The organism is Microbacterium radiodurans (genome assembly GCF_008710705.1).
GTDB classification, from domain to species: Bacteria; Actinomycetota; Actinomycetes; order Actinomycetales; family Microbacteriaceae; genus Microbacterium; species Microbacterium radiodurans.
On the sequence record NZ_VYRZ01000002.1, the window covers coordinates 415241 to 438699 of the forward strand.

A 23459-nucleotide genomic window follows, 5' to 3' on the forward strand; every position below is an offset into this window, starting at 1 on the left:
GCGGATTGATGCCCGGGGGTAGGTTCGACACGTGGTCTCACCTAAGCGCACCGCCGCCCCTGCTCCCGTCCGCAGCTCGAGCCCGATCCCGGTCCGTCCGGCGGGCGCCGCGGCCGCGGCCTCCGACACCGTGCTGGGGCGCATCGCGCTCCAGCATCCTCGTCCGAGCGTTCCGGGCGGGGACTTCCGCCCGTCCGCCTTCGTCGGCGAAGCCGTGCCCTTCCGCGTGACGGCGTTCCGCGAGGGACACGACGCGATCGGCGTCCACCTGCGGCTGCTCGCGCCCGACGGAACCGAGACGTTGCACCGTCTGACGGCCGCGGGAGACGGCTTCGACACGTGGAGCGTGCTCGTGAGCCCTCTGGACACCGGCGTCTGGCGTTTCCGCTTCGAAGCCTTCGCCGACGATTTCGCGACCTGGCAGCACGCGGCCGACATCAAGATCGCCGCCGGGATCGACGTCGCCCTCATGCGCGAGTCCGGCGCTCTCGTCTTCGAACGGGCCGCCGCCGAAAAGGGACGCCCGGCCGCGGAGCGTCGCGTGCTCGAGAACGCCGCCGCACGTCTGCGTGACACCGGCCTCGACGATCCGGGCGCCCTCGAGATCGTGCGCTCGACCGAGCTCGCGGCGCTGTTCGGCGACCGGCCGCTGCGCTCCCTGATCACCCTCGGCGACGAGCAGGAGCTCCTCGTCGAGCGCGAGCGCGCAGGCGTCGGCGCCTGGTACGAGTTCTTCCCCCGCTCCGAGGGCGCCGAGCGCGCCGACGACGGCTCGATCAGAAGCGGCACCTTCCGCTCGGCGACCGCGCGACTCGCCGGCGTCGCGGCCATGGGCTTCGAGGTCCTCTATCTGCCTCCCATCCACCCGATCGGACGGACGCACCGCAAGGGGCCGAACAACACGCTGACCGCCGGCGAGAACGACCCCGGCTCGCCCTGGGCGATCGGCGCGGCCGAGGGCGGACACGACACCGTCCACCCCGACCTCGGCACGCTCGAGGACTTCCGCGCCTTCGTCGCCGCCGCATCCGACGCCGGGCTCGAGGTGGCGCTCGATCTCGCGCTGCAGGCATCGCCCGACCACCCCTGGGTGCGCGAGCACCCCGAGTGGTTCACGACGCTTCCCGACGGCTCGATCGCCTACGCCGAGAACCCGCCGAAGAAGTACCAGGACATCTACCCGATCAACTTCGACAACGACCCCGCGGGCATCCGCGCGGAGGTGCTGCGCGTCGTCCGCCACTGGATCGCGCAGGGCGTGCGCATCTTCCGCGTCGACAACCCGCACACCAAGCCGCTGCAGTTCTGGGAATGGCTGATCGCGACGATCGCCGAGGAGACCCCGGGCGTGGTCTTCCTCGCGGAGGCCTTCACACGCCCCGCGCCGATGCAGGCGCTCGCCATGGCGGGGTTCCAGCAGAGCTACTCCTACTTCACGTGGCGCAACACCAAGGAGGAGCTCGAGGAGTTCCTCGGCTGGGTCTCGCGCGACACGGCCGACTTCATGCGGCCGAACCTCTTCGTGAACACGCCCGACATCCTCACCGAGTACCTGCAATACGGCGGACGCCCCGCCTACCGCATCCGCGCGGCCATCGCGGCGACCGCCGGAGCCTCCTACGGCGTCTACGCGGGCTACGAGCTCGTCGAGAACGTCGCCCGGCCCGGTGCCGAGGAGAACATCGACAACGAGAAGTTCGAGTACAAGGTGCGCGACTGGGCGGGCGCTGAGGAACGCGGCGAGTCGCTCGCACCGTACATCGCGCGTCTGAACGAGATCCGCCGCGCTCACCCCGCCCTGCGGCAGCTGCGCAACATCTCGTTCCACTGGTCCGACGACGACGCGATCCTCGTCTACTCGAAGCACCTGCCGGCGGCGCTGTCGCCCACGGGCGCGAGCGACACGATCATCGTCGTCGTCAACGTCGATCCGCACTCCGCTCGCGAGACGACGGTCCATCTCGACACCCGGGTCTGGGACGTCGCCCCGGGCGACGAGTACGAGGTCGAGGATCTCCTCACCGGTGCCTCCTGGACCTGGAACGACCACAACTACGTGCGGCTCGACGCCTTCGCCGAGCCCGTGCACATCCTCCACGTGAAGGAACGTCGATGACCGCTCCCACCGATCACATGCTCGACTCGGTCGCCACCGGGTCCTACCACGCACCCCACGACGTGCTGGGCGTCCATGCCGCCGGCGAGGGCTGGGTCATCCGCGTGCGCCGCCCGCTCGCGCGGACCGTGACCGCCGTCTTCGCCGATCAGCCCGAGGCGGAGTTCCGCCACCTCCGGGCGGGCATCTGGGAGGCGTCGCTCGACGCGGAGCCCCAGCCCTACCGCGTGGTCGCGACCTACGACGACGCTCCCGCCTGGGTCGCGGACGACCCCTACCGTCATCTGCCCACGATCGGCGAGCTCGATCTCCACCTCATCCGCGAGGGGCGGCACGAGGAGCTGTGGCGCGTCCTCGGCGCGCACGTGCGCACCCAGGCGGGTGTCGTCGGAGTCGCCTTCACGGTCTGGGCGCCGAATGCTCGGGCGGTCCGCCTGATCGGCGATTTCAACGGCTGGGACGGCCAGGGTCACCCGATGCGGTCGATGGGCGACTCCGGGATCTGGGAGCTCTTCGTCCCCGGGCTCGGCGCGGGCGCGGTGTACAAGTTCGAGATCCTCACCGCGGACAGCGCGTGGATCGAGAAGTCGGATCCGATGGCGCGCCGCGCCGAGGTCCCGCCGGCGACGGCCTCCATCGTCGCCGAGAGTTCCTACGAGTGGCAGGATGCCGCGTGGCTCCAGGACCGCGCTGCGAGCTCGCCGGCATCCGATCCGATGTCGGTCTACGAGGTGCACCTCGGTTCGTGGCGCTCCGGTCTCGGTTATCGCGAGGCCGCCGACCAGCTGATCGACTACGTCGGCGAGCAGGGCTTCACCCACATCGAGTTCCTCCCCCTGGCGGAGCACCCCTTCGGCGGGTCCTGGGGCTACCAGGTCTCGGGCTACTACGCTCCGACGAGCCGGTTCGGCGACCCGGACGACCTGCGCTACCTCATCGACCGTCTGCACCAGGCCGGGATCGGGGTGATCATGGACTGGGTGCCGGGCCACTTCCCGAAGGACGCCTTCGCGCTGGCCCGGTTCGACGGGCGCCCGCTCTACGAGCATCCGGACCCCCGACGCGGCGAGCACCGCGACTGGGGCACGCTGATCTTCGACTACGGCCGCAACGAGGTGAAGAACTTCCTCGTCGCCAACGCCCTGTACTGGTTCGAGGAGTTCCACGTCGACGGCCTGCGGGTCGATGCCGTCGCGTCGATGCTGTATCTCGACTACTCCCGCGAGGAAGGCCAGTGGGAGCCGAACGTCCACGGCGGTCGGGAGAACCTCGAGGCGATCTCGTTCCTGCAGGAGGTCAACGCCACCGCCTACAAGCGTTACCCCGGCATCGCCATGATCGCGGAGGAATCGACGAGCTTCCCCGGTGTGACGGCCCCCACCGAGTACGGCGGACTGGGCTTCGGGCTGAAGTGGAACATGGGCTGGATGAACGACTCGCTCCAGTACATCAAGCGCGACCCGATGTATCGCGGGTGGCACGAGGGTGAGCTGTCGTTCTCGTTCGTCTACGCGTTCAGCGAGAACTTCGTGCTCCCCATCAGCCACGACGAGGTCGTGCACGGCAAGGGCAGCCTGTTCACCCGGATGCCGGGCGATCACTGGCAGAAGCTCGCGAACGCGCGCGCCTACCTCGCCTACATGTGGGGACACCCCGGCAAGCAGCTGCTGTTCATGGGGCAGGAGTTCGGCCAGATGTCGGAGTGGTCGGAGTCCCGAGAGCTCGACTGGTGGCTGCTCGACCAGCCGCCGCACCGGCAGCTGCACGGCTTCGTCGCCGACCTCAACCGCGCCTACCGGGCCGAGCCGGCGCTGTGGTCACGAGACTCCGACGGTGCCGCGTTCTCGCGCCTGGGCGCACCGCACTGGAACCCGAGCGTCCTCGCCTTCGCGCGCAGGGATGCCGAGGGCGGCACCGTGGCGGTGTTCTGCAACTTCTCCGGCGAACCGCTGCACGACGTCGAGTTCGACCTGCCGGCGGACGGCGACTGGCGCGAGATCCTCAACAGCGACGCGGAGGCGTACGGCGGCTCCGGGGTCGGGAACTTCGGCTCCGTCAGCGCCTCAGGCGGCCGCGCGCGGGTGACGCTCCCGCCGCTCGGCGTGCTCTGGCTGCGGCACGAGAGCTGACCGCGGTCGGGGGCGCGCGCGCCCCCGACCGTCTCAGAAGAGGAGCGACGTGAACCGTCGTCGCGCGGCGATCACGCGGACGTCGGAGTCGCCGACGAGATCGAACAGCTCGAGCAGACGCGTTCGCACCTCGGCGCGGTCCGACTCGTCCGCGGCGGCGAAGAGGTCGAGCAGGCGTCCGAAGGCGTCGTCGACGTGCCCGCCGGCGACATCGAGGTCGGCGACGACGAACTGCGCCGCGATGTCGGCGGGGGCCGCTGCCGCCGCCGCGCGAGCGGCCTGCAGATCGACGTTCTGGACGCGCGCGAGCAGCTTCACCTGACCGAGACCGGCCGCCGCGTCGGCATCACGCGGGTTCTCCGCCAGAGCCCGCTCGTAGGCGGAGACCGCGCGGTCGTAGTCGCCCGCCTCGATCGCCGCGAAGGCCTCGGCGTGCAGCGGCGGCAGCGGCGGCTCGCTCTCGGCGTCGGGCTCGGCCTCGGCGGGCACCACCGGGACGACGCCCGTGACGCCGTGCTGGGCGGCGAGCTGCAGCAGCTGCGCGAGCACGTCGCGCACCTGCTGCTCGGGCACCGCGCCGGTGAACAACGGCACCGGCTGGCCCGCCACGAGGGCGACGACCATCGGAATCGACTGCGCGCGGAAACCCTGCGCGAGCTGCGGGTTGGCGTCCACGTCCACCTTGGCCAGGACCACACGGCCCGCGAGCTCGGCGACGACCTTCTCGAGCACCGGGCTGAGCTGCTTGCAGGGCCCGCACCACTCCGCCCACAGGTCGACGACGACCGGGACGGTGCGCGAGAGCTCGAGCACCTCGCCGAAGCTCTGGTCCGTCGCGTCGAACACGAGCGGCAGCGCGGGCGCTCCGGGCGCCGCGTCGCCGGTCGGCGCCCCGGGCGCCGTCGGCGACGAGCCGGGAGCGCCGGCGGCCGGCGTCGCGGGCCGATTGCGCAGGGATGAGAGGTCGACGGCGCCGCGGAGGACGGCGCTCGAGGTGGGATCGCTCACTTAGACCACTTTCGCTGAGAGGACATTCGATCGGTAGCCGAGGAACTGGATCGGTTCGTTCGATCCGGCGGCCGGGACGAAGAAGAACAACTGGTCGGCATACGTCGTCGTGAAGCCCGTCGACGACTGCGACACACCGGTGAGCGCGCTGGCGACCGGGTTCGTGTCGGGCACGTTGATGACGGCATCCGGATTGCTCGGGGTGAAGGTGTGGTCCTCGGTGATCGTGACCGCGACGATCGCGCCGCTCTCGAGCGTCTGCAGCGCGATGGGCGCTTGCGTGCCGGCTTGCGTCGTGAACGAGACCGTCCCGGTCTCGGCGCCGGTCTGATTGAAGTCAGCGACGATCTGCTCCCGGTTGCTCGCGACACCCGCGCGGAAGGCATCGCCGTCGGCTTCGAAGAGCGAGGCGAACGGGCTGGCGTCGCCGTTGGTGAGCAGATCGGCGTACGCCGCGGCGAGCTCCTGCGGCGGGAGCAGCAGGAACGGCGAATCGGGGGCGACCTGGGGTGCACCGAGGTACGCGGGAGCGAGTTCGGGGAAGGTGTCGGTCGCGAGCTCGGAGATGTAGCCGAGCTTGTAGTTGGACCACGGATCCTGCTGGCTCACCGTCATGATCGTGTCCGCCGAGTCACCGGAGCCCTCGACGACCGCCAGGAACGTCCGCGGCCACTGGTCGAACGTCTCCGGCAGGAGGATCTGCAGCGGCTCCGCCGGGATCGGGGGCAGCGGCGCACGGTCGGTGATGGTGGCGCGCAGCGTGTAGTTCGTCTCGCGCTCCGCGAGGGCGGGGCCGGTGAGCCGGGTGCCGGCGAGGGCGGCGTCTGCGCCCGCATCGGCCTGGGAGACGTCCTCGGCGATGCGCGTGAGGATGCGCTCCGCCTGCGCCTGCGTGACCGCGGGGGTCTGCTGGTCGGGCTCCGCGACGACCGTCGCGGTCGGCGTCGGCGTCTCGGAGGCGGACAGCTGCGGCCACGCATCGGCGGAGCAACCCGACAGGGCGAGGGCCGAGACCACGACGACCGGCAGGGCGATGAACGACCCGCGGCCTCGGGTGAGGCGGCGGCGTGGTGGCGTGGCGGCGATGACGCCCCGCTCGGCGCTCTCGTCGTCGATGGCCAGGTCGATGGGCTGCGTCGCCGTCAGCGGCACGCCCTTCCGCCTCGGCCCGCGGGACCGGCGGAGGTGGCGCCAGCCGAGTGCGTACAGCACGATGCCGACGGCGAGCATGATGCCGCCGCCGACGATGAGCGGCCCCGCCCACGGGGTGTTCGATTCGACCGGCCAGGTGATGCGGATGTCGGAGGGCGCGGCGGCGGTGCCGTCGGACGCGATCAGGACGCTCATGTCGGCCGGCAGCTGCAGCGACGTCATCAGCGCGTCCTCGCGCTGGAACTCCTCGAGCCAGAGGTCCGACCCCACCGGCGACACCGGCGCAGCCGCCTCCGCACCTTCGTCGGAGACTGCAGCCGTGGCGGCGACGTCGGTGACGGCGACCTCGCCGTCACCGGCCGGCTCGATGGTCGCGTGATCGGCGCGGGCGAGCCAGGCCTCGACGTCGGAGGTGCGGCCGTAGGCGGCGAAGATCGTGCCGTCGCCCTCGATGCGCAGGGTCTGGGTCCCGGAGCGGGACGTGAGGACGGAGCCGTCGAGCAATGTGAACGGCGCGTCGCCGGAGACCGCGACCGTCTCGCTCACCGTCTCGGGTCCGCGGAGGACGGTGCGCTGGGCGATCCCGGCACCGATCATCAGGGTGGCCAGCACGAATGCGACCACGGCCCAAACGAAACGCACGAATCACCTCTCCACGTCCCGGACGGGTACCCGAACGCTGAATCGACATTTCAGACTAGCGAAAACGACCTGAAAGCGTCGTGAGAGGGGCGCCTGCACGGTCGGAGCCCGGTGTTCTCGTATTGTGAGATCCACTCGAGACCGGAGACCTCCGTGAAGCTGCAGAACCCGTTCCGCACGGCCCTCATCGCCACCCTCGGCGTCGGCGTCGGCATCCTCATCATCGGCGGCATCCAGACGCTCTCGACGATCCTGCTCTACGTCGGCACCGCCCTCTTCCTCGCGCTGGGCCTCGACCCGATCGTGTCGTGGCTCGAGCGCCGCAAGCTGCCGCGTTGGGCCGCTCTGCTGGTGACCTTCGCCGCGCTGCTGGCGGTCTTCGCCGGCATCATCCTCATGGTCGTCCCGATCATCGTGTCGCAGATATCGCAGCTCGTGAGCGTGATCCAGAACCTCGTCACGTCGGGCACGTGGGACCCGGTCACGACGATCCGGGACTGGCTGACGCAGAACTTCCCCCAGCTCAACGTCGACGAGCTCTTCTCCTACCTCTCCGACTGGTACGCCTCGCTCGACCTGGGCGCGATCGGGAGCACCATCGGCGAGTCGCTGATCCTCATCGGCGGCGGCATCATCAGCGGTTTCACCGGCGCCGTCATCGTGCTCATCCTCACGATCTACTTCACGGCCTCGACTCCCAGCCTCAAGGCGGCGGTCTACCAGCTCGTGCCCGCGTCGCGCCGGCCCCGGTTCGTCGACCTGTCGGAGCAGATCACGGCATCCGTCGGCTTCTACGTCATGGGGCAGGTGTCGCTCGGCCTCATCAACGGCGTGCTGAGCGCGATCTTCCTGAGCGTCATCGGGGCACCGTTCCCCGCGGTCCTCGCCGTGATCGCCTTCTTCTTCTCGCTCATCCCGCTGGTGGGCACCCTCACGGGGTCGGCGATCATCGTCCTCACCTGCCTGATCCCGGGCCTGTCCGACCCGCAGACGGCGCTGTGGGCGGCCATCTGGTACATCGTCTACATGCAGGTGGAGGCGTACCTCATCTCGCCGCGCATCATGAACCGCGCAGTGAAGATCCCCGGAGCCGTCGTGGTGATCGCCGCCCTTGCCGGAGCCGCGCTCGGGCAGCTGCTGGGTGCGCTCGTCGCCATCCCGGTGGCCGCCAGCATCCTCATCATCTACCGTCAGGTCGTCATCCCGCGGCAGAACGAGCGCTGACACGTCGGCGCAACGCGTCGGCGCAACGCGTCGGCGCAACGCGTCGCCGGTCAGTCCGCGATCGGGCCGTCCCACTCCTCCGGCAGGGGCAGCGCGTCGGGATTGACCGCAGCGACGATCTCGGTGAGCACGCGGCGTGTCTGGGTCTCGCCGACCCACAGGTGCTTCCCGCCGGCGACGTCGATGACCGTGGCATGCGAGATCGCCGCGAAGCGCTCGCGTGCCTCCGCCGGACGGAGGTAGTCGTCGAACTCGGGCACCACGACGACGACGGCGCGCGTGTCGCCGTCCCAGGCCGCGACCTCCGCCGCCGTCGCACGATGCAGCGGCGGGGAGAGCAGGATGATGCCTTCGACGTCGTGGTCTCGCCCGTACTTGAGAGCGAGTTCGGTGCCGAACGACCACCCGACCAGCCAGGGGCGCGGCAGGCCGCGCTGACGGACGAGATCCATGGCGGCGGCGACGTCGAAAGCCTCGGACGCTCCCCCGTCGAAGGCTCCCTCGCTGGTGCCGCGCGGCGAGGTGGTCCCGCGCGTGTTGAAGCGGAGCACCGCCAGATCCGCGAGAGCCGGCAGCCGTCCCGCGGCCTTGCGCAGGATGTGCGAGTCCATGAACCCGCCGGCCGTGGGCAGCGGATGCAGGGTCACGAGGGTGGCGACCGGCTCCCGCGGCGATTCCGGAACCGCGAGCTCCCCCACGAGCGTCAGCCCGTCGAGGGTCTCGAGTTCGATGTCCTCGCGTCGCGCGGGGAGCAGGACGGGTCCGCGGATCTCGATGCTCATGCGATCCTCCAACAGGCCGAATGCCAATGACGACGAGCCGCCAGGTCGGCGGCATCGCCCAGAACCCCGTCAGCGCGCCACACGACGACGTGAGCCGTCGCCGGCGGTATCCGCCGGCCGCACCCGGGGCAGGTGTAGTCCTTCTGCGCCTGCGAGGCCGAGATCGGCTGCACCGTCCACTCCGTACCGCGCCGGAACTCCGTGCGCTTCCACCCGCTGAGGAGTCGGTCGAGGGAGTCGTCGTCCGGTTCGCGACGACGGCGGTTCGAGCGCGGCACCGTCACCACCAGTGGTTGGCGGTCCAGAACGCGTGCGCGTCCGCCCAGCTGCCGTAGCGTCCGACGGCGTATCCGTTCGCCCACGAGAGGTTGTCGACGGGGTCGTACCCACTCCCGGGCACCTTGCTGCACGGATAGGCCTGCACGAGCCCGCAGGCACCGGACGACGCGTTGGTGGCGTTGGGGTTCCATCCGCTCTCGCGCGAGACGATGTAGTCGACGTAGCCCCAGTCGCCCTCGGGGATGCCGGCTGCCGCGAGCCAGTCGCTGGACGAACCGCCCCCGGAGTATCGAACGGGTTCCGCGCGCGCCGATCCGGCCTCCTCGCCCGAGGGGTCGGACGTCGGGGTCGGGGTCGGGGTGGGGGTCGGCTTCGGCGCGACGTACACCTCGAACCCGCTGCGATCGAGGGTCACCGCCGCCTGGCCCGTCTCCGTCGACAGCGCCTGCGCGTCGCTGCGCGCGTCCGCCCACAGCGACACCACCTCGACGGGCCGCTCCTGGGCGACGGCGAGGGCGGAGCCGAGCGGTGCGAGCGCGGCGACGGCCATACCGAAGGCCGCCGCGCCCCCGAACAGCGACAGGACGCCGCGACGCCGCGACCATCGCGGCCGCGGAGCGCCCGCGCGCCGCGCAGGAGTCCGGGGGGCGTGGGGGGTCAGCTCGGTGCCGGAAGTCACAGTGGTCCGAGTTTAGCGAGACGTGCGTCGCGAGACCATCCGGTGGTCATGGCCGGGTCATCCGATCGCGAGGATCACCGAGACGACCGCGTCGAGGACGGCGTCGACCTGCGCCTCGCTGTAGCCTCCGCGCTGCATCCGGAACGCGACCGACCGCACTTGATCGACCGACAGCGACTCCCCCGACTCGAGATAGCGGGCGATGCGATCGGCCACGATGTCCACCTCATCGACGCGATAGCCGTAGGAGAGCAGACCGACGCGGTCGAAGCGGTGCCGGGGCTCGCGCGACAGGCGATCGAGCACCTCCTGCGCCAGGTTCCGCGACCGTCCGACCCAGGCGCGCGCTCCGGCCCGAGACAGCGCGCGCTCGCGCTCGCGGGCGGCGAACGCATCTTCGATGCGCCCGACTGCGGCATCGACGGCGCCCACCGCGTAGCCGCCGCGCACGAGCGGGAACGCCGCCTGACGGACGGCGAGTGAGTCGAGATCGGCCCCCTCGGCATCCTCGAACGCATCGCGCGCCCGCTGCAGGAATGCATCGACGACCTCGCGGTCATACCCCTTGGCGCGTCCCGACACGGCCGGAAAAGGCGACTCGGGAACGGTCGTCTCGGTCGAGGTCATGACACCACCAGAGGGGACAGAACATGGAAGAGGATGAGGGCGACGACCGTCGAGGGCAGGATCGAGTCGAGGCGGTCGAGCACACCGCCGTGGCCGGGAAGCCAGGAACTCATGTCCTTGATCCCGAGGTCCCGCTTGATCATGGATTCGCCGAGATCGCCGATCGTGGCCGAGCCCAGTATCGCGAGACCGATGATGACCCCCGCCCAGACCGGCAGGTGCAGCAGGAAGAGAGCGAATCCGACCGCCACGAGGGTGGCGAGGACGGCGGCGCCGGCGAAACCCTCCCAGGTTTTCTTCGGACTGATCCGCGGCGCCATCGGATGCTTCCCGAAGGCCAGCCCAGCGGCGTACGCCCCGGTGTCCGCGCCGACGACGACGGCGATCATGGCGAGGACCCAGAACTCTCCCTGGGGCTCGCGGAGGAGGATCAGTGCGAGGCTTCCGAAGAACGGCACGTAGAGCTGGACGAGACCGCTCGTCAGGACGTCGCTGAGCACGTCGCCGTAGCGGCGGCCGTCGCCGGCGGCCATCTGCGCCAGGAGCCGCCAGACGATGACCACGACGACGGCGGCGAACACGATGACCCAGTGGCCCCCGGCGTCGAGGAAGAACGCCCCGGCGAGCATCGCCGCACCCGCGACCAGCTGCGGGACGACATCGACCCGCCGCCCGGCGGCCTGGAAGGCGCGTGTCAGTTCGAACACGCCCAGCAGCACCACGCCGACGGCGAAGATCATGAAGAGCCACTTCGCGAACACGAGGGAGCCGATCACGACCACGCCGATACCGACGCCGATGAGGGTGGCCAGGATCAGATTGCGCCCGGTCCGCGCGTTGATGCGCTCGTTCGCCTGCTCGAAGTCGGCCCGCGCCTTGACGATCTGCTGTTCGAACTCGGACCGTCGCGCACGCACCTGATCGTGGAACGACGCATCCCCCGGGCCGCGGGCGCGCGAACGCTCCCGGGCACCGGGAGTCGCGTCGTCACCGGGTGCGCTCATCCGCGTCAGACCTCGAGGAGCTCGGCCTCTTTGCGCTTGAGCGCCTCGTCGATCAGATCGACGTGTGCGCGCGTCAGCGCGTCGAGTTCCTTCTCACCGCGGACCAGCTCGTCCTCGCCGACCTCGCTCTTGAGACCGTCGATCTCGTCCTTCGACTTGCGACGGATGCCGCGCAGGTGGACCTTGTGGTCCTCCCCCTTCGAGCGCACGAGCTTCACGTACTCTTTGCGTCGCTCCTCGGTCAGCTCGGGCATCGTCACGCGGACGATGTTGCCGTCGTTCGTGGGGTTCACGCCCAGATTCGGCGTGTCGCGGATCGCCTGCTCGATCGCCTTCAGCGCCGTCTTGTCGTAGGGGGTGACGATGATCGTGCGCGCCTCGGGGTTGTTCAGCGATGCGAGCTGCGCGAGAGGCGTCGGCGAGCCGTAGTAGTCGACGAGGATCTTCTGGAACAGCGCCGTGTTCGCACGGCCCGTCCGGACCGTCGCGAAGTCCTCCTTCGCGGCCTCGACGGCTCGCTCCATGCGGGTTTTCGTGTCAGCGAGGATCTCGGGGATCACCGGTCACTCCATTCGTCGGTACGTCCGGTCAAGTCTAGTCTGCGAGGCACCGGGCCTCAGACGGTGACCAGCGTGCCGATGGTTTCACCCAGGAGCGCACGGGTGACGTTGCCCGCCGGCTCCATGCCGAACACGCGCATGTCGATGCGGTTGTCCATGCACAGGCTGAAGGCGGTCGAGTCGACGACCTTCAGGCCGCGCTGGAGCGCCTCGGCGTACGTGATCCGGTCGATGCGCTCCGCGGTCGGATCCGTCTTCGGATCGGCCGTGTAGACGGCATCCACACCGTTCTTGGCGACGAGCACCTCGTCTGCCTTGATCTCCAGTGCGCGCTGCGCCGCGACCGTGTCGGTGGAGAAGTACGGCAGGCCCGCGCCCGCACCGAAGATGACGACGCGCCCCTTCTCCATGTGACGCTCGGCACGGCGCGGGATGTAGGGCTCGGCGACCTGGGTCATCGAGATGGCCGACTGCACGCGTGTGGCCGCTCCGGCCTGCTCCAGGAAGTCCTGGAGGGCGAGCGCGTTCATGACGGTCCCGAGCATGCCCATGTAGTCGGCCCGGCCGCGGTCCATGCCGCGCTGGCTGAGCTCGGCGCCGCGGAAGAAGTTGCCGCCGCCCACGACGACGGCGATCTCGACGCGATCGACGGCTGCGGCGATGTCACGCGCGATCTGTCCGACGACGTCGGGGTTCACGCCCAGCTGACCGGCGCCGAACGCCTCGCCCGACAGCTTCAGCAGGACGCGGCGGCGTCCGGTTCTCTCATCGTTCATGATGTCCCTTTCGTCGCTGTGTGCAGAGTATTCGCCCGAGGCGGGCACGGAAAAGGCCCGCATCCGAAGATGCGGGCCTGTCCGATGATTACGCGCCGACCTTGAAGCGGGCGAAATCGGTGAGGGTGATGCCGGCGTCCTTCGCGACCTGGGCGACGGACAGCTTGTTGTCCTTCGCGTAGTCCTGGTCGAGCAGGGAGACCTGCTTGAAGAACGCGTTGACGCGCCCCTCGACGATCTTCGGAAGGGCTGCCTCGGGCTTGCCCTCGTTGCGCGAGATCTCGGTGACGATCTCGCGCTCCTTCTCGACGTCGGCCTCGGGCACGTCGTCGCGGGTGAGGTAGCTCGGGTTCGCGAACGAGATGTGCTGCGCGATCGAGCGGGCGGTCTCGGCATCCGAGCCCGTGTACGCGACCACGACGCCGATCTGCGGCGGCAGGTCCTTGCTCGTCTTGTGCAGGTAGATCTCGAAGGCGTCACCCGTGAGGGTGCGGACGCGGCGGAGCTCGACCTTCTCGCCGATGATGGCGGCCTCGTCGTCGATGAGCTGAGCGATCGTCTGACCGGATGCATCGGCGGCGAGAGCAGCCTCGACCGAGTCGGCGCCGGCAGCGGCGGCAGCGTCGGCGACCTTGTCGGCCAGCGCGATGAACCGGTCGTTCTTGGCGACGAAGTCGGTCTCGCAGGCGAGCTCGACGAGGGTGACCTCGCCGTCCTGCTCGCGGGCCACGACGAGGCCCTCGCTGGTCGAGCGGTCAGCGCGCTTGGCGTTGCCCTTCGCGCCCTTCAGACGCAGGATCTCGACGGCCTTCTCGACGTCGCCGTCGGCCTCCTCGAGCGCCTTCTTCGTGTCGACCATTCCGGTGCCGAGCTGCTCGCGCAGAGCCTTGATGTCGGCGATGGTGAAGTTTGCCATGAGTGGCGGCTCCTTCTGTGTGTGGAGATCTCGTGGATGCCGATCGGCGCGGCCGGGCACAGCCTCGGCCGCGCCGATCGTAGCGGGTCCTGGGGACGCGCTGATTACTTCTCGGTGGCCGGGGCCTCGGGCTCGGCAGGAGCCTCGGCGGACTCGGCGGGAGCCTCGGCGGACTCGGCGGGAGCCTCGGCGGACTCGGCGGCCGGGGCCTCCTCGGTCGCGGACGACGCGTCCTCGGTCGACGCCGGGGTCTCGTCGGCGGGCGCGCTCTCGAGCAGCTCGCGCTCCCACTCGGCCAGCGGCTCGGCCTGCTCGGCCTCGCCGGCCGGCTGGTGACGCTGGATGAGGCCCTCGGCCGCGGCGTCGGCGACGATGCGGGTGAGCAGGCTCACCGAACGGATCGCGTCGTCGTTGCCGGGGATCGGGTAGTGGAACTCGTCCGGGTCGGCGTTGGTGTCGAGGATGCCGATGACAGGGATGCCGAGCTTCTTGGCCTCGTCGATGGCGAGGTGCTCGCGCTTGGCGTCGACGACCCAGATGGCCGACGGGGTCTTCTGCAGGTTGCGGATACCACCGAGCGACTTGTGCAGCTTGTCGAGCTCGCGCTTCTTGAGCAGGAGCTCCTTCTTGGTGAAGCCGCTCGCCGCGGGGTTCTCGAAGTCGAGCTCCTCGAGCTCCTTCATGCGCGCGAGGCGCTTGCTCACCGTGGTGAAGTTGGTGAGCAGACCGCCCAGCCAGCGCTGGTTCACGTAGGGCTGGCCGACGCGCGTCGCCTGCTCGGCGATGACTTCCTGCGCCTGCTTCTTGGTGCCGACGAAGAGGATCGTGCCGCCGTGGGCGACCGTCTCCTTGACGTACTCGTAGGCGCGGTCGATGTACGACAGCGACTGCTGCAGGTCGATGATGTGGATGCCCGAGCGCTCGGTGAGGATGAAGCGCTTGACTTTCGGGTTCCAGCGGCGGGTCTGGTGCCCGAAGTGGACGCCGCTGTCGAGCAGCTGGCGAATGGTGACGACGGCCATGGCCGTTCTCCTGTTCTGTTCCGGTTGTCAGCCTCGTGTCGACGACACGAGGCTCCTGGCGCCCGGCGCACACCCGCCCGGTGGAGAACACCGGGACCTGTGGGTGAAGCGCCGCATCGGATGTGCTCGCGATGCTGTGGGCGCGCGTAGTCACCTCGACGAGCGAGGTGCGGGACCAGTGTAGCAGTCGGCCCGGCTCCTCCCGGGCGGTGGGCGCGCGGCATCCGTCCCCCGTCGGGGCCCGTCCCCGAGTGGTGATCGGCGTACGGCGACAAGATGGCCGGGTGACTCGCCCCCGCACCCGCATCCGCCTGACACGGCGGCACTCCGCCCTCCTCCTGATGGGCCTGCTGAGCCTCCTGGGCCTCGCCGGAGGCTCCGCCCCGGCGGCCGTCGCGTCGCCGGCGTCGCTCGCCGCCGTCTCGCCGGCCGAGAGCGGGCGTCCGGGGTGGCGCCTCCCGATCCCGGATGCTGCGATCCAGCGCGGCTTCGAGGCTCCCGCGCACGAGTACGCCCCCGGGCATCGAGGCGTCGATCTCGAGGCCGGCGACTCGGTCCTGGTCAGCGCTCCGGCTGCGGGCACGGTCGTCTTCGCCGGTCCCGTCGCGGGGCGCGGTGTCGTCACGATCGACCACGGCGACGGTGCCGTCTCCACCCTCGAGCCTGTGACGGCGACGGTCGTCGCCGGGGACCGGATCGCCGGGGGCGCGGTCATCGGGCGGGTCTCGGTCGGAGGCCACACTCCCCCGGGTGGCCTCCACTGGGGCGTGCGGCAGGACGGCGACTACGTCAATCCGCTCGTGCTCCTCGGCGCGATCCCGCGCGCCGTCCTCCTGCCCTGCTGCTGAGTCAGGTGCCGGGCGCGACGTCGTTGCGGTCGCCCGCCTGCTGGACGGGGCCGAACGACGCGGCGCGCACGCGGTTGTCGTTGCCGCGCACATCGACCGCGCCGATCTCGCCCTCGCTCGAGACGCTGTTGCGATCGCCCGAGACCCGCAGCGACCCGATCGCGTCGGCTTCGACGTCGGCGGACTGGCCGGTGACCTCGAGGCTCCCGACGGTCGCGAGGTCGACCTCGATCCGATCGCCGCGCACGACGACGGTGTCGATGCGCGCGTCGTCGAGGTCGATGTCGAGATCCTCTCCCTCGATCTCGGCCCGGGCGCATTCGCCCGAGAATTCGAGGTCCATCGACGCGCCGCGAACGGCCACCACGCCGTCCACGCACGCGAGTCCGCCGGCGGCAGGGGGTGTGGTCGCGGGCACGGAGGTCGCGGGCGGAGCGGACGGCTGAACCGATGCGGGCGCGGCGGGCTTGCTCGCGGGCGCATCGGGTCGGACGATGCGCTCGGGCGCCGGTGGAGCCGCCGGCGCGCAGCCCGCGGCCAGGACCGCCAGCGCCACGGCCGGGGCGACGAGGGCGAGGAGACGAGTTCTCATGCCGCCACGCTAGAGGGCGTCACCGCGGCGGACAATCACGCGCGCGGGTGTGCGAGGCGATAGGCGCTCGTCAGGCGCTCGTTCGACACGTGCGTGTAGATCTGCGTCGTTCCCAGACTGGCGTGCCCGAGCAGCTCCTGCACGGCGCGCAGATCCGCGCCCCCGTCGAGCACGTGGGTCGCCGCGGAGTGCCGCAGTGCGTGCGGGCCGAGGTGGTCGAGTCCGACCGCCGGACCCAGCCGCTCGGTCACGATCGCGTACACGGCGCGCTGGCCGAGCCGCCCGCCGCGGACACCGACGAAGAGCGCGGCCTGGGGCGCGTGCGACGGCCGACGGGCGAGGAGCGCGGGCCGCGCGCGCACCAGCCACGCGTCGAGCGCCGCGGCAGCGGGTGCACCGAAGGGCACGACACGCTCTCGATCCCCCTTGCCGATCACGCGGGCGGTGCGACGGGAGCGATCGAGATCATCGACGTCCAGACCGCAGAGCTCCGACACGCGCATTCCGGTCGCGTAGAGCAGTTCGAGGACGGCGGCGTCCCGGAGCGTGACGGGATCCCCCTCGCTCCCGGCCGTCCGCAGATCGTCGAGGACGCGTGAGAGGACGTCCGCAGCCGCGACGTGCGGCAGGGTGCGGACGCGCTTGGGTGCGGCGAGGCGGAGTGCGGGATCGACCGGGACCAGGTCGCGGTCGGCGGCCCATGCGAAGAAGCCCCGAACCGTCGCGGTTCGACGCGCGAGCGTGGACCGGCTGTCGCCGCGTTCGCTGGCGTGCCAGACCCAGTCGCGCAGGACCTCGATGTCCATAGCCTCGAGGTCCGGGTCGCCGCTGGCGTCCACGAGGTCGTCCAGATCGGTCCGATAGGCGCGCACGGTGTGCGGCGAGAGCCGGCGCACGTGAGCCAGATGCTCGACGTACGCGGTCGTGGCTTCGCTGATCCGCATGGTCCCAGCATGCCGGTCATCGCGCTCATCGCCGCGGAACGGCTCGCGGCTCGCTCCTCAGACGCGCCGCCACCCCCGGTCGTCACGACGGGCGCGGCCGTCGAGGTCGAGCAGCGCCACGTGCGCGAGAGCGTCCTGCTCCGACATCCCCGCCCGACGTGCGACCTCGGCTACCGATCGCGGGGACCGCGTGCTGAGGGCGTCGAGGACACGGGTGCGGTCATCGGTCCGGTCCGCCTGTCCGCTCGAGAGCGCCGTCGCGGCGGCATCCGACGACGACCATCCGATGAGCTCGCGGACGTCGTCGGCGCACGTGATGCAGCTGCCGTCGTACTCCCGGAGGACACGATGGCATCCCGCTGATGCCGCCGAGGTGATCGGGCCCGGGACGGCCCCGAGCGGTCGGCCGAGAGCGGCCGCGTGCCCCGCCGTGTTCAATGACCCCGAGCGCCAGCCGGCCTCCACCACGACGGTCGCGTCGGACAGGGCGGCTATCAACCTGTTGCGCTGGAGGAAGCGCCATTTGGTCGGCGCCGTGCCGCAGGCGACCTCGCTGATCACCGCCCCCGACCTCGCGATGCGTCCCAGAAGCTCGCCATGGGCTGCGGGATAGGCCTTGTCGACACCCCCGGCCAGGACGGCGATCCCCCGACCCCCGACCGCGACCGCGGCGCGGTGGGCTGCCGCGTCGATCCCGAACGCCGCGCCCGAGACGATCGCGGCTCCGGCCGAGGCGAGCTCGCCCGCGATCTCCGCCGCCGCATGGGTGCCGTACGCGGTGGCCGCGCGGGCGCCGACGACGGCGATCGCGGGCGCGTCGGAGGCGAGGACGCCGACGTCGCCGCGGACCCAGAGGGCGACGGGCGCGTGCACGCCGAGGTCGTCCGCGCGTGCGGGCCATTCCGGATCGCCGGGCACCAGGAGCCGTGCTCCGATCCGTCGCGCGAGGGTCACCGACGGTTCGGCGTCGGGGAGCCGCGGCTTCCATCGCGCGTGCGCCCGGACGAGATCGAGGGGATCGATTCCCGCGGCCGCGACGCGTGCCGATGCTCCCGTCGGGTCCGTCGCCACCGCGATCGCCCATGCCTCCTCGGCTCCCATCGCGGCGATGAGCGCGCCGGCGACGCCGTCCCCGGGCTCGATCACCGCCGACCACCGTGCGCGCGCCCACCGGTCGGGTCCGCCGTCCGCACCGGCTGCCGTCCCCCTCACGCGCCGATTCCTTTCTTCAGGTAGAGCGCATGCCCGATGTCGTCGAGCTGAAGCGTCTCACCGCCGCGCAGGTCGGCGACGGACCACGCGACCCGCAGCACCCGGTCGTACCCACGGAGCGTGAGGGCTCCCCGTTGGAGCGCGGAATCCAGCGGCCGGCGGACGTCAGCGGCCGGGGCGAGCGGGCCGTCGCGAAGCCACGAGCCCGGCACCGCCGCATTCGTCCGCCAGGGCGTCGCGGCGAGGCGGCGCGCCGCCCGCTCGCGTGCACCGACGACGCGCTCTCGCGCGACGCGCGTGCTGATCGTCGTGTCCGCCGACGAGGACAGATCCGCGAGCGAGACGCGGCTCAGCCCGAGCTCGATGTCGATCCGGTCGAGTAGCGGACCCGACAGCCGTCCCACGTACCGACGAATCGCCAGTGACGGGCACGAGCACGTGCCGCCCCGGACGCCGTACTGCCCGCACGGACACGGATTCGTGGCGAGCACGAGTTGGAAACGCGCGGGAAGCACTGCCCGGAAGCCCGCTCGGTGGATCTCGATCGACCCCTCCTCGAGCGGTTGGCGGAGGGAATCGAGGGCATGCGCCCCGTACTCGCCCGCCTCGTCCAGGAAGAGCACCCCGCCGCTCGCCCGCGCGATCGCCCCGGGGCGAAGCTCCCGGCTTCCGCCCCCGACGAGCGCGGCGACGCTCGCGCTGTGGTGCGGCGCCTCGAAGGGCGGCTCCCGCGTCAACGTCGTCACGGCCGTGCCCGAGAGCGAACGGATGGATGCCACCTGCAGAGCGGTGTCGTCGTCGAGGTCCGGCAGGATGCCGGAAAGTCGGCGCGCCAGCATCGTCTTGCCCGCTCCGGGCGGACCCGACATCAGCAGATGGTGCCCACCGGCCGCCGCCACGATCAGGGCGTCGACCGCCTCGGCCTGCCCCCGCACCTCGGCCAGGTCGGGCCGCGGCGCTTGCGTCGCCTCGGCCGCCGCCGCACCCCCCGACTTCCCGTCATCGGTCACCGCGTGCTCCGTGGGCACGGGTTCGGCCACGTCGAGCCCGTGCCACCGCGCGACCGCGGCGAGGGACCGGCAGGCGACGACGCGGATGCCGTCGACGAGCTCGGCCTCGGCACGACTCGCTTCGGGAACCACGACCTGCCGTCGACCCCCTCGGGCGGCCGCGAGCACGGCCGGCAGCACACCCGGCACCGGGCGCAGACGTCCGTCGAGCGCGAGCTCACCGATGTGCACGGTCTCAGCGAGCGAAGCGGCATCCATCGGGAGCTCGGTCGCCAGGGCCGCGATCGCGATCGCGAGGTCGAATCCCGAGCCGTGCTTGGGCAGGCTCGCCGGCGACAGGTTGACGGTGACCCGTCGCCGGGAGAGCGGCAGGCCGCTGTTCGCGCACGCGTTGTGCACCCGCTGCTGCGCCTCGGTCAACGCCCGGTCCGCGAGGCCGACGATGCGGAACGCCGGCGTCTGGTTCGACAGATCCGCCTCGACCTCCACGAGGTCGCCGACGAGGCCCGAGAGCGCGATGGCCCACGTGCGACCCACGCTCACCGCAGGTCTCGCAGATGCTCGAGGACGGCGGTCTCGACCTCCTCGCCGGTGATCCCCACGACGTCGAGGCGCAGTCGCCGGCCGCGGACGAGGTCGGGGTGCGCCGCGATCCACGCGCACGCGACCCGCCACATCCGATCGCGCTTCCTGCCGTCGACCGCTGCGAAGGGGTGGCCGAACCACTCGGTACGACGCGTCTTCACCTCGACCACGACGAGCTCGGCCGCGCGCACGGCGACGATGTCGATCTCTCCCTGCCGGGAGCGCCAGTTGCGATCGATCACCTCGTACCCGAGATCGGTCAGATAGCGGACGGCGCGCTCTTCACCCGCGCGACCCCGGTCGTCTTTGGCAGCCATGGGTCGACTCTGGCGCTCACGCGATCACCACGGGGCGCCGTGCCGCGGGTGTGAGGACGGAGGGTCGACCTCGCCCACTGGGGAGGGGACGCGACGTCAGCTGTCGAGCGAGAGCTCGTCGGGCAGCTCGAAGTCCCGGCTCTGCAGCTCCTCGACGTTGACGTCCTTGAAGGTGAGGACGCGCACCGACTTCACGAATCGATCCGCGCGGTAGATGTCCCACACCCACACGTCCGTCATCGTCAGCTCGAAGTAGAAGTCGTGCTCCGTGTCGCGTCGCACGACGTTCACGTCGTTCGCGAGGTAGAACCGGCGCTCGGTCTCGATCACGTACTGGAACTGCCGGACGACGTCGCGGTACTCCTTGTAGAGCGCGAGCTCCAGTTCCCGGTCATAGTCCTCGAAGACTTCGTCATCCATGGTGCTCCCATCCTAGGCCGAGCCGGCGATGCGGTCGGGCGCACCCGATAGGTCAGAAGAGCGTCGGTGCGTCGGCGATCGCCCACGACGACCGGTGGTGCGGGCTCAATCCGTGATCCCGGATCGCCGCGCGATGCGCGACGCTCGCGTACCCCTTGTTCCTGGCCCAGGCGTACATCGGGGCTTCGTCGTGGAGCGCAGCCATCACGGCGTCACGCGACACCTTCGCGATGACCGATGCCGCCGCAGCGCTCGCGCAGTCCCGATCCGCCTTGACGATCGTGCGGACGTTCAGTCCCGGTCCGGCGACGGGCGTGACGTAGTCGTGGTTCCCGTCGAGGATCACCACGGCATCGGCCGCGAGAGCGTCGACGCCGTCGAGCGCCGACAGCGCGCGCACGGCCGCCATGCCCAGCGCGCGAATGATGCCGCCCGCGTCGATCTCGTCGGAATCGGCCCAGCCGACGGCGGAGGCGACGACCCACGACCCCGCCCGCTCGGCCAGATCGGCGCGGCGCGGTTCCGGGACGAGCTTCGAATCGCGCAGCCCCTCCGGCATCCGTCGCCGGGCGCCGCGGGCGTCGAGGACCGCTGCCCCCACGGCGACCGGACCCGCGAGCGCGCCGCGTCCCACCTCGTCGAGCGCGATCACGTAGTCGTGCTCTCTGAGGAGTCGCCGCTCGACGGTGAGGCGGGGCGCGATGACCGTCACTGTCCGGCCGGCTCCGGAACCCCGGCGAAGACGTCGTGATGGAAGTCGATCAGACCGAAGCGGTCGAGCGGCCAGGTGATGAGGAAGGCACGGCCGACGACGTTCTCCAGCGGCACGAAGCCCTGCGAGGGCTGGTCGCGGTTGTAGCGCGAGTCGCGGGAGTGATCGCGGTTGTCTCCGAGCACCCACAGGGCGTTCTCGGGAACGACGACGTCGAACGGGACCTCGATCGGCGCCGACTGACCGGCCGCGAGATCGACGTACGGGGTCTCATCGATCGGCACGTCGTTGACGGTGATCTGTCCCATAACGTTGCAGCACACGACGTGATCACCGGCGACGCCGACGATGCGCTTGATCAGGTGGTCCTTGCTGTCGGGCGCCGACAGCCCGACCAGGGAGAGCCCCCAGTCGATCGCCTCCACCACCGGCGGTCGCTCCGGCTCGGCCACGACGGGCAGCCAGCCGCCCGGATCCCGGAACACGACGACGTCACCGCGTTCGTATCCGCCGAAGCGGGGGGTGAGCTGATCGACGAGGATGCGGTCGTCCTTGAGCAGTGTTCGCTCCATCGAGCCGGAGGGGATGTAGAACGACCGCACGAGGAAGGTCTTGACGAGGAACGACACGACGAGCGCGATTGCGACGATCACGAGGATGTCGCGAAGCAGCAGCCACAGGCGGCGGCGACGTGTCGACGGCGGCGTCGTCGCGGCCAGGTCATCGGTGGTCATCTTCGCCTTCCTCGCACTCGCCCCCGGCGAGCCTTACCCAGGGTCGCACACTCCGGCGGCATCCCCTCGCACCCCACGGGACGACGATTGCCCCGGGCCGGAGCCCGGGGCAATCGGAGATCGCGACGCTGTGATCAGCGGTCGCGCTTCTCCTTGATCTTGGCCTTCTTGCCGCGGAGGTTCCGCAGGTAGTAGAGCTTCGCGCGACGGACGTCACCGCGGGTGACGACCTCGATGTGATCGATGACCGGGCTGTGGACGGGGAACGTGCGCTCCACGCCGACCTGGAAGCTGATCTTGCGAACGGTGAAGGTCTCGCGGACGCCGTCGCCGGAGCGGCCGATGACGACACCCTGGAAGACCTGGATGCGCGAGCGGTTGCCCTCGGTGATGTTGACGTGGACCTTCACGGTGTCGCCCGGGGCGAAAACGGGGATGTCGTTGCGCAGCGACGCTGCGTCGACGGAGTCGAGGATCTGCATGATCGTTTCTTCCTGCGACCGCCTCAGGTCGACCGCGAGAGAGATGAGTAAGGATGCGGTGCCCCGGGCGCCCGCCGGGCGCCGCTCCCCTGAGGCAGAGATCTGTCAGGGCACAAGAGATCATTCTGCCACGCCGAGCGCGGCGGTCAAAACCGTCGGCGACCGCGCTGCGGCCCCTCCTCGATGACGATGACGTCCGCGGCATCGCGAACGCGCGGGTCGGGACGTGCGGCATCCCGCAGAAAGGATGCCGCACCCGCCGGCCCCGACAGGACGATCGAGCCGCGCGCCTCGCGGAACAGCTGGACGAGGCTGCTCCACACCACGCCGAGGTAGGCGCCGATCGCTCCGAGCAGGAGCGGCCAGAAAGCGCCGGGTGTCACGGCGAGCACCACGATCAGGAGGTGCCACACGCCGAAGACGGCGACGTCCCACCACGAGACCGCACGACCATGCCGGACGGTACCGCGAGCGCGCACGAGGAGGGTCGCGATGAGCTGCGTGACGAAGACCGCCGGCGCCGCGATGAACAGCGTCCAGACGAGGATCCCCCCGCCCGCGCCGGAGACGGCCCACCCCACGAGGAGCCACAGCGGCAGGACCACCGCCGCCGGCAGCAGCCAGAGGAAGAACGCGCGTCGGAGCCACATGCTCCCGATGGTACGCGCGTCGGGCAGGATGGAAGCT

The 23459-nt window shown here is 70.7% G+C and carries 25 protein-coding genes; 4 read left to right on the forward strand and 21 right to left on the reverse strand.

Annotated elements, in window-relative coordinates; translation table 11 throughout:
- Positions 1-31: 31 nt before the first annotated feature.
- Positions 32-2116 carry a maltotransferase domain-containing protein gene (locus F6B42_RS07760; protein ID WP_150419044.1) on the forward strand — a complete coding sequence of 695 codons (2085 nt, stop codon included), beginning with the start codon at positions 32-34 and terminating at the stop codon, positions 2114-2116.
- Positions 2113-4245 carry a 1,4-alpha-glucan branching protein GlgB gene (glgB, locus tag F6B42_RS07765; RefSeq protein WP_150419045.1) on the forward strand — a complete coding sequence of 711 codons (2133 nt, stop codon included), beginning with the start codon at positions 2113-2115 and terminating at the stop codon, positions 4243-4245. The genes F6B42_RS07760 and glgB overlap by 4 nt, the downstream gene beginning before the upstream one ends.
- Positions 4246-4278: 33 nt before the next feature.
- Here glgB and F6B42_RS07770 read toward each other — a convergent pair whose 3' ends face one another.
- Positions 4279-5253 (reverse strand): tetratricopeptide repeat protein, encoded by a 975-nt coding sequence (locus F6B42_RS07770; RefSeq protein WP_150419046.1) that lies wholly within the window; start codon positions 5251-5253, stop codon positions 4279-4281.
- Positions 5254-7047 (reverse strand): glycosyl transferase, encoded by a 1794-nt coding sequence (locus F6B42_RS07775; protein WP_150419047.1) that lies wholly within the window; start codon positions 7045-7047, stop codon positions 5254-5256.
- A 153-nt stretch (positions 7048-7200) separates the two neighbouring features.
- Between F6B42_RS07775 and F6B42_RS07780 the strand changes: the two genes are divergently transcribed.
- Entirely contained in the window at positions 7201-8271 is a 1071-nt protein-coding gene (locus tag F6B42_RS07780) for an AI-2E family transporter (RefSeq protein WP_150419048.1), read from the forward strand.
- 50 nt (positions 8272-8321) lie between these two features.
- Here F6B42_RS07780 and F6B42_RS07785 read toward each other — a convergent pair whose 3' ends face one another.
- The 9 genes from F6B42_RS07785 to rpsB form a co-directional block, all read right to left on the reverse strand.
- On the reverse strand, positions 8322-9053 hold the full coding sequence (locus F6B42_RS07785; protein ID WP_191089304.1) for an alpha/beta hydrolase: 732 nt from the start codon (positions 9051-9053) through the stop codon (positions 8322-8324).
- A complete protein-coding gene (locus F6B42_RS14975; RefSeq protein WP_150419565.1) occupies positions 9050-9331 on the reverse strand; it encodes a hypothetical protein in 282 nt (93 codons plus the stop codon). The genes F6B42_RS07785 and F6B42_RS14975 overlap by 4 nt, the downstream gene beginning before the upstream one ends.
- 2 nt (positions 9332-9333) lie before the next feature.
- Positions 9334-10011, reverse strand: coding sequence for an aggregation-promoting factor C-terminal-like domain-containing protein (locus F6B42_RS07795; RefSeq protein WP_223878406.1), 678 nt, complete (start codon positions 10009-10011; stop codon positions 9334-9336).
- 57 nt (positions 10012-10068) lie between these two features.
- A complete protein-coding gene (locus tag F6B42_RS07800; protein WP_150419049.1) occupies positions 10069-10638 on the reverse strand; it encodes a DivIVA domain-containing protein in 570 nt (189 codons plus the stop codon).
- Positions 10635-11642, reverse strand: a complete 1008-nt coding sequence (locus tag F6B42_RS07805; protein ID WP_150419050.1) for a phosphatidate cytidylyltransferase — start codon at positions 11640-11642, stop codon at positions 10635-10637. The genes F6B42_RS07800 and F6B42_RS07805 overlap by 4 nt, the downstream gene beginning before the upstream one ends.
- A gap of 5 nt (positions 11643-11647) precedes the next feature.
- Positions 11648-12202 carry a ribosome recycling factor gene (frr, locus tag F6B42_RS07810; RefSeq protein ID WP_150419051.1) on the reverse strand — a complete coding sequence of 185 codons (555 nt, stop codon included), beginning with the start codon at positions 12200-12202 and terminating at the stop codon, positions 11648-11650.
- Between the two features lie 56 nt (positions 12203-12258).
- Positions 12259-12978 carry a UMP kinase gene (pyrH, locus tag F6B42_RS07815; protein ID WP_150419052.1) on the reverse strand — a complete coding sequence of 240 codons (720 nt, stop codon included), beginning with the start codon at positions 12976-12978 and terminating at the stop codon, positions 12259-12261.
- An 88-nt stretch (positions 12979-13066) separates the two neighbouring features.
- Positions 13067-13894, reverse strand: coding sequence for a translation elongation factor Ts (tsf, locus tag F6B42_RS07820; RefSeq protein WP_150419053.1), 828 nt, complete (start codon positions 13892-13894; stop codon positions 13067-13069).
- Positions 13895-13998: 104 nt separating this feature from the next.
- Complete coding sequence (gene rpsB, locus F6B42_RS07825; RefSeq protein WP_150419054.1) at positions 13999-14916, reverse strand: 30S ribosomal protein S2; 918 nt, start codon at positions 14914-14916, stop codon at positions 13999-14001.
- Positions 14917-15200: 284 nt separating this feature from the next.
- Between rpsB and F6B42_RS07830 the strand changes: the two genes are divergently transcribed.
- Positions 15201-15764: a murein hydrolase activator EnvC family protein gene (locus F6B42_RS07830; RefSeq protein WP_223878407.1), complete on the forward strand. Its 564-nt coding sequence runs from the start codon at positions 15201-15203 to the stop codon at positions 15762-15764.
- A gap of 1 nt (position 15765) precedes the next feature.
- On the opposite strand, the gene F6B42_RS07835 is transcribed toward F6B42_RS07830, so the two are convergent.
- The 10 genes from F6B42_RS07835 to F6B42_RS07880 all read right to left on the reverse strand — a co-directional run bounded on the left by F6B42_RS07835 (position 15766) and on the right by F6B42_RS07880 (position 23422).
- Entirely contained in the window at positions 15766-16356 is a 591-nt protein-coding gene (locus F6B42_RS07835) for a DUF3060 domain-containing protein (RefSeq protein ID WP_150419055.1), read from the reverse strand.
- A gap of 35 nt (positions 16357-16391) precedes the next feature.
- Positions 16392-17300 carry a tyrosine recombinase XerC gene (locus tag F6B42_RS07840; RefSeq protein ID WP_150419056.1) on the reverse strand — a complete coding sequence of 303 codons (909 nt, stop codon included), beginning with the start codon at positions 17298-17300 and terminating at the stop codon, positions 16392-16394.
- A 57-nt stretch (positions 17301-17357) separates the two neighbouring features.
- On the reverse strand, positions 17358-18512 hold the full coding sequence (dprA, locus tag F6B42_RS07845; RefSeq protein WP_223878408.1) for a DNA-processing protein DprA: 1155 nt from the start codon (positions 18510-18512) through the stop codon (positions 17358-17360).
- A complete protein-coding gene (locus F6B42_RS07850; protein ID WP_150419057.1) occupies positions 18509-20065 on the reverse strand; it encodes a YifB family Mg chelatase-like AAA ATPase in 1557 nt (518 codons plus the stop codon). Before F6B42_RS07850 ends, dprA begins: the two co-directional genes overlap by 4 nt.
- Positions 20062-20424 (reverse strand): YraN family protein, encoded by a 363-nt coding sequence (locus F6B42_RS07855; protein WP_150419058.1) that lies wholly within the window; start codon positions 20422-20424, stop codon positions 20062-20064. Before F6B42_RS07855 ends, F6B42_RS07850 begins: the two co-directional genes overlap by 4 nt.
- A gap of 96 nt (positions 20425-20520) precedes the next feature.
- Positions 20521-20844 (reverse strand): DUF2469 family protein, encoded by a 324-nt coding sequence (locus tag F6B42_RS07860; RefSeq protein ID WP_150419059.1) that lies wholly within the window; start codon positions 20842-20844, stop codon positions 20521-20523.
- A 52-nt stretch (positions 20845-20896) separates the two neighbouring features.
- Complete coding sequence (locus tag F6B42_RS07865) at positions 20897-21556, reverse strand: ribonuclease HII (RefSeq protein ID WP_150419060.1); 660 nt, start codon at positions 21554-21556, stop codon at positions 20897-20899.
- Positions 21553-22290, reverse strand: coding sequence for a signal peptidase I (lepB, locus tag F6B42_RS07870; protein ID WP_150419061.1), 738 nt, complete (start codon positions 22288-22290; stop codon positions 21553-21555). The genes F6B42_RS07865 and lepB overlap by 4 nt, the downstream gene beginning before the upstream one ends.
- 134 nt (positions 22291-22424) lie before the next feature.
- The gene (rplS, locus tag F6B42_RS07875) at positions 22425-22772 is read right to left on the reverse strand and encodes a 50S ribosomal protein L19 (protein ID WP_150419062.1); all 348 of its coding nucleotides are present in this window, start codon (positions 22770-22772) and stop codon (positions 22425-22427) included.
- 146 nt (positions 22773-22918) lie between these two features.
- Complete coding sequence (locus F6B42_RS07880; RefSeq protein ID WP_150419063.1) at positions 22919-23422, reverse strand: MFS transporter permease; 504 nt, start codon at positions 23420-23422, stop codon at positions 22919-22921.
- Positions 23423-23459: the final 37 nt, after the last annotated feature.

Excerpts from the sequence above, each read along its gene's own strand:
- glgB (WP_150419045.1), top strand. The coding sequence starts at position 2,113 with ATGACCGCTCCCACCGATCACATGCTCGACTCGGTCGCCACCGGGTCC.
- F6B42_RS07800 (WP_150419049.1), bottom strand. The coding sequence starts at position 10,638 with ATGACCTCGACCGAGACGACCGTTCCCGAGTCGCCTTTTCCGGCCGTG.
- F6B42_RS07835 (WP_150419055.1), bottom strand. The coding sequence starts at position 16,356 with ATGAGAACTCGTCTCCTCGCCCTCGTCGCCCCGGCCGTGGCGCTGGCG.
- rplS (WP_150419062.1), bottom strand. The coding sequence starts at position 22,772 with ATGCAGATCCTCGACTCCGTCGACGCAGCGTCGCTGCGCAACGACATC.
- F6B42_RS07840 (WP_150419056.1), bottom strand. The coding sequence starts at position 17,300 with ATGCGGATCAGCGAAGCCACGACCGCGTACGTCGAGCATCTGGCTCAC.
- tsf (WP_150419053.1), bottom strand. The coding sequence starts at position 13,894 with ATGGCAAACTTCACCATCGCCGACATCAAGGCTCTGCGCGAGCAGCTC.
- F6B42_RS07805 (WP_150419050.1), bottom strand. The coding sequence starts at position 11,642 with ATGAGCGCACCCGGTGACGACGCGACTCCCGGTGCCCGGGAGCGTTCG.
- F6B42_RS07855 (WP_150419058.1), bottom strand. The coding sequence starts at position 20,424 with ATGGCTGCCAAAGACGACCGGGGTCGCGCGGGTGAAGAGCGCGCCGTC.
- F6B42_RS07860 (WP_150419059.1), bottom strand. The coding sequence starts at position 20,844 with ATGGATGACGAAGTCTTCGAGGACTATGACCGGGAACTGGAGCTCGCG.
- F6B42_RS07785 (WP_191089304.1), bottom strand. The coding sequence starts at position 9,053 with ATGAGCATCGAGATCCGCGGACCCGTCCTGCTCCCCGCGCGACGCGAG.
- lepB (WP_150419061.1), bottom strand. The coding sequence starts at position 22,290 with ATGACCACCGATGACCTGGCCGCGACGACGCCGCCGTCGACACGTCGC.
- F6B42_RS07880 (WP_150419063.1), bottom strand. The coding sequence starts at position 23,422 with ATGTGGCTCCGACGCGCGTTCTTCCTCTGGCTGCTGCCGGCGGCGGTG.
- rpsB (WP_150419054.1), bottom strand. The coding sequence starts at position 14,916 with ATGGCCGTCGTCACCATTCGCCAGCTGCTCGACAGCGGCGTCCACTTC.
- pyrH (WP_150419052.1), bottom strand. The coding sequence starts at position 12,978 with ATGAACGATGAGAGAACCGGACGCCGCCGCGTCCTGCTGAAGCTGTCG.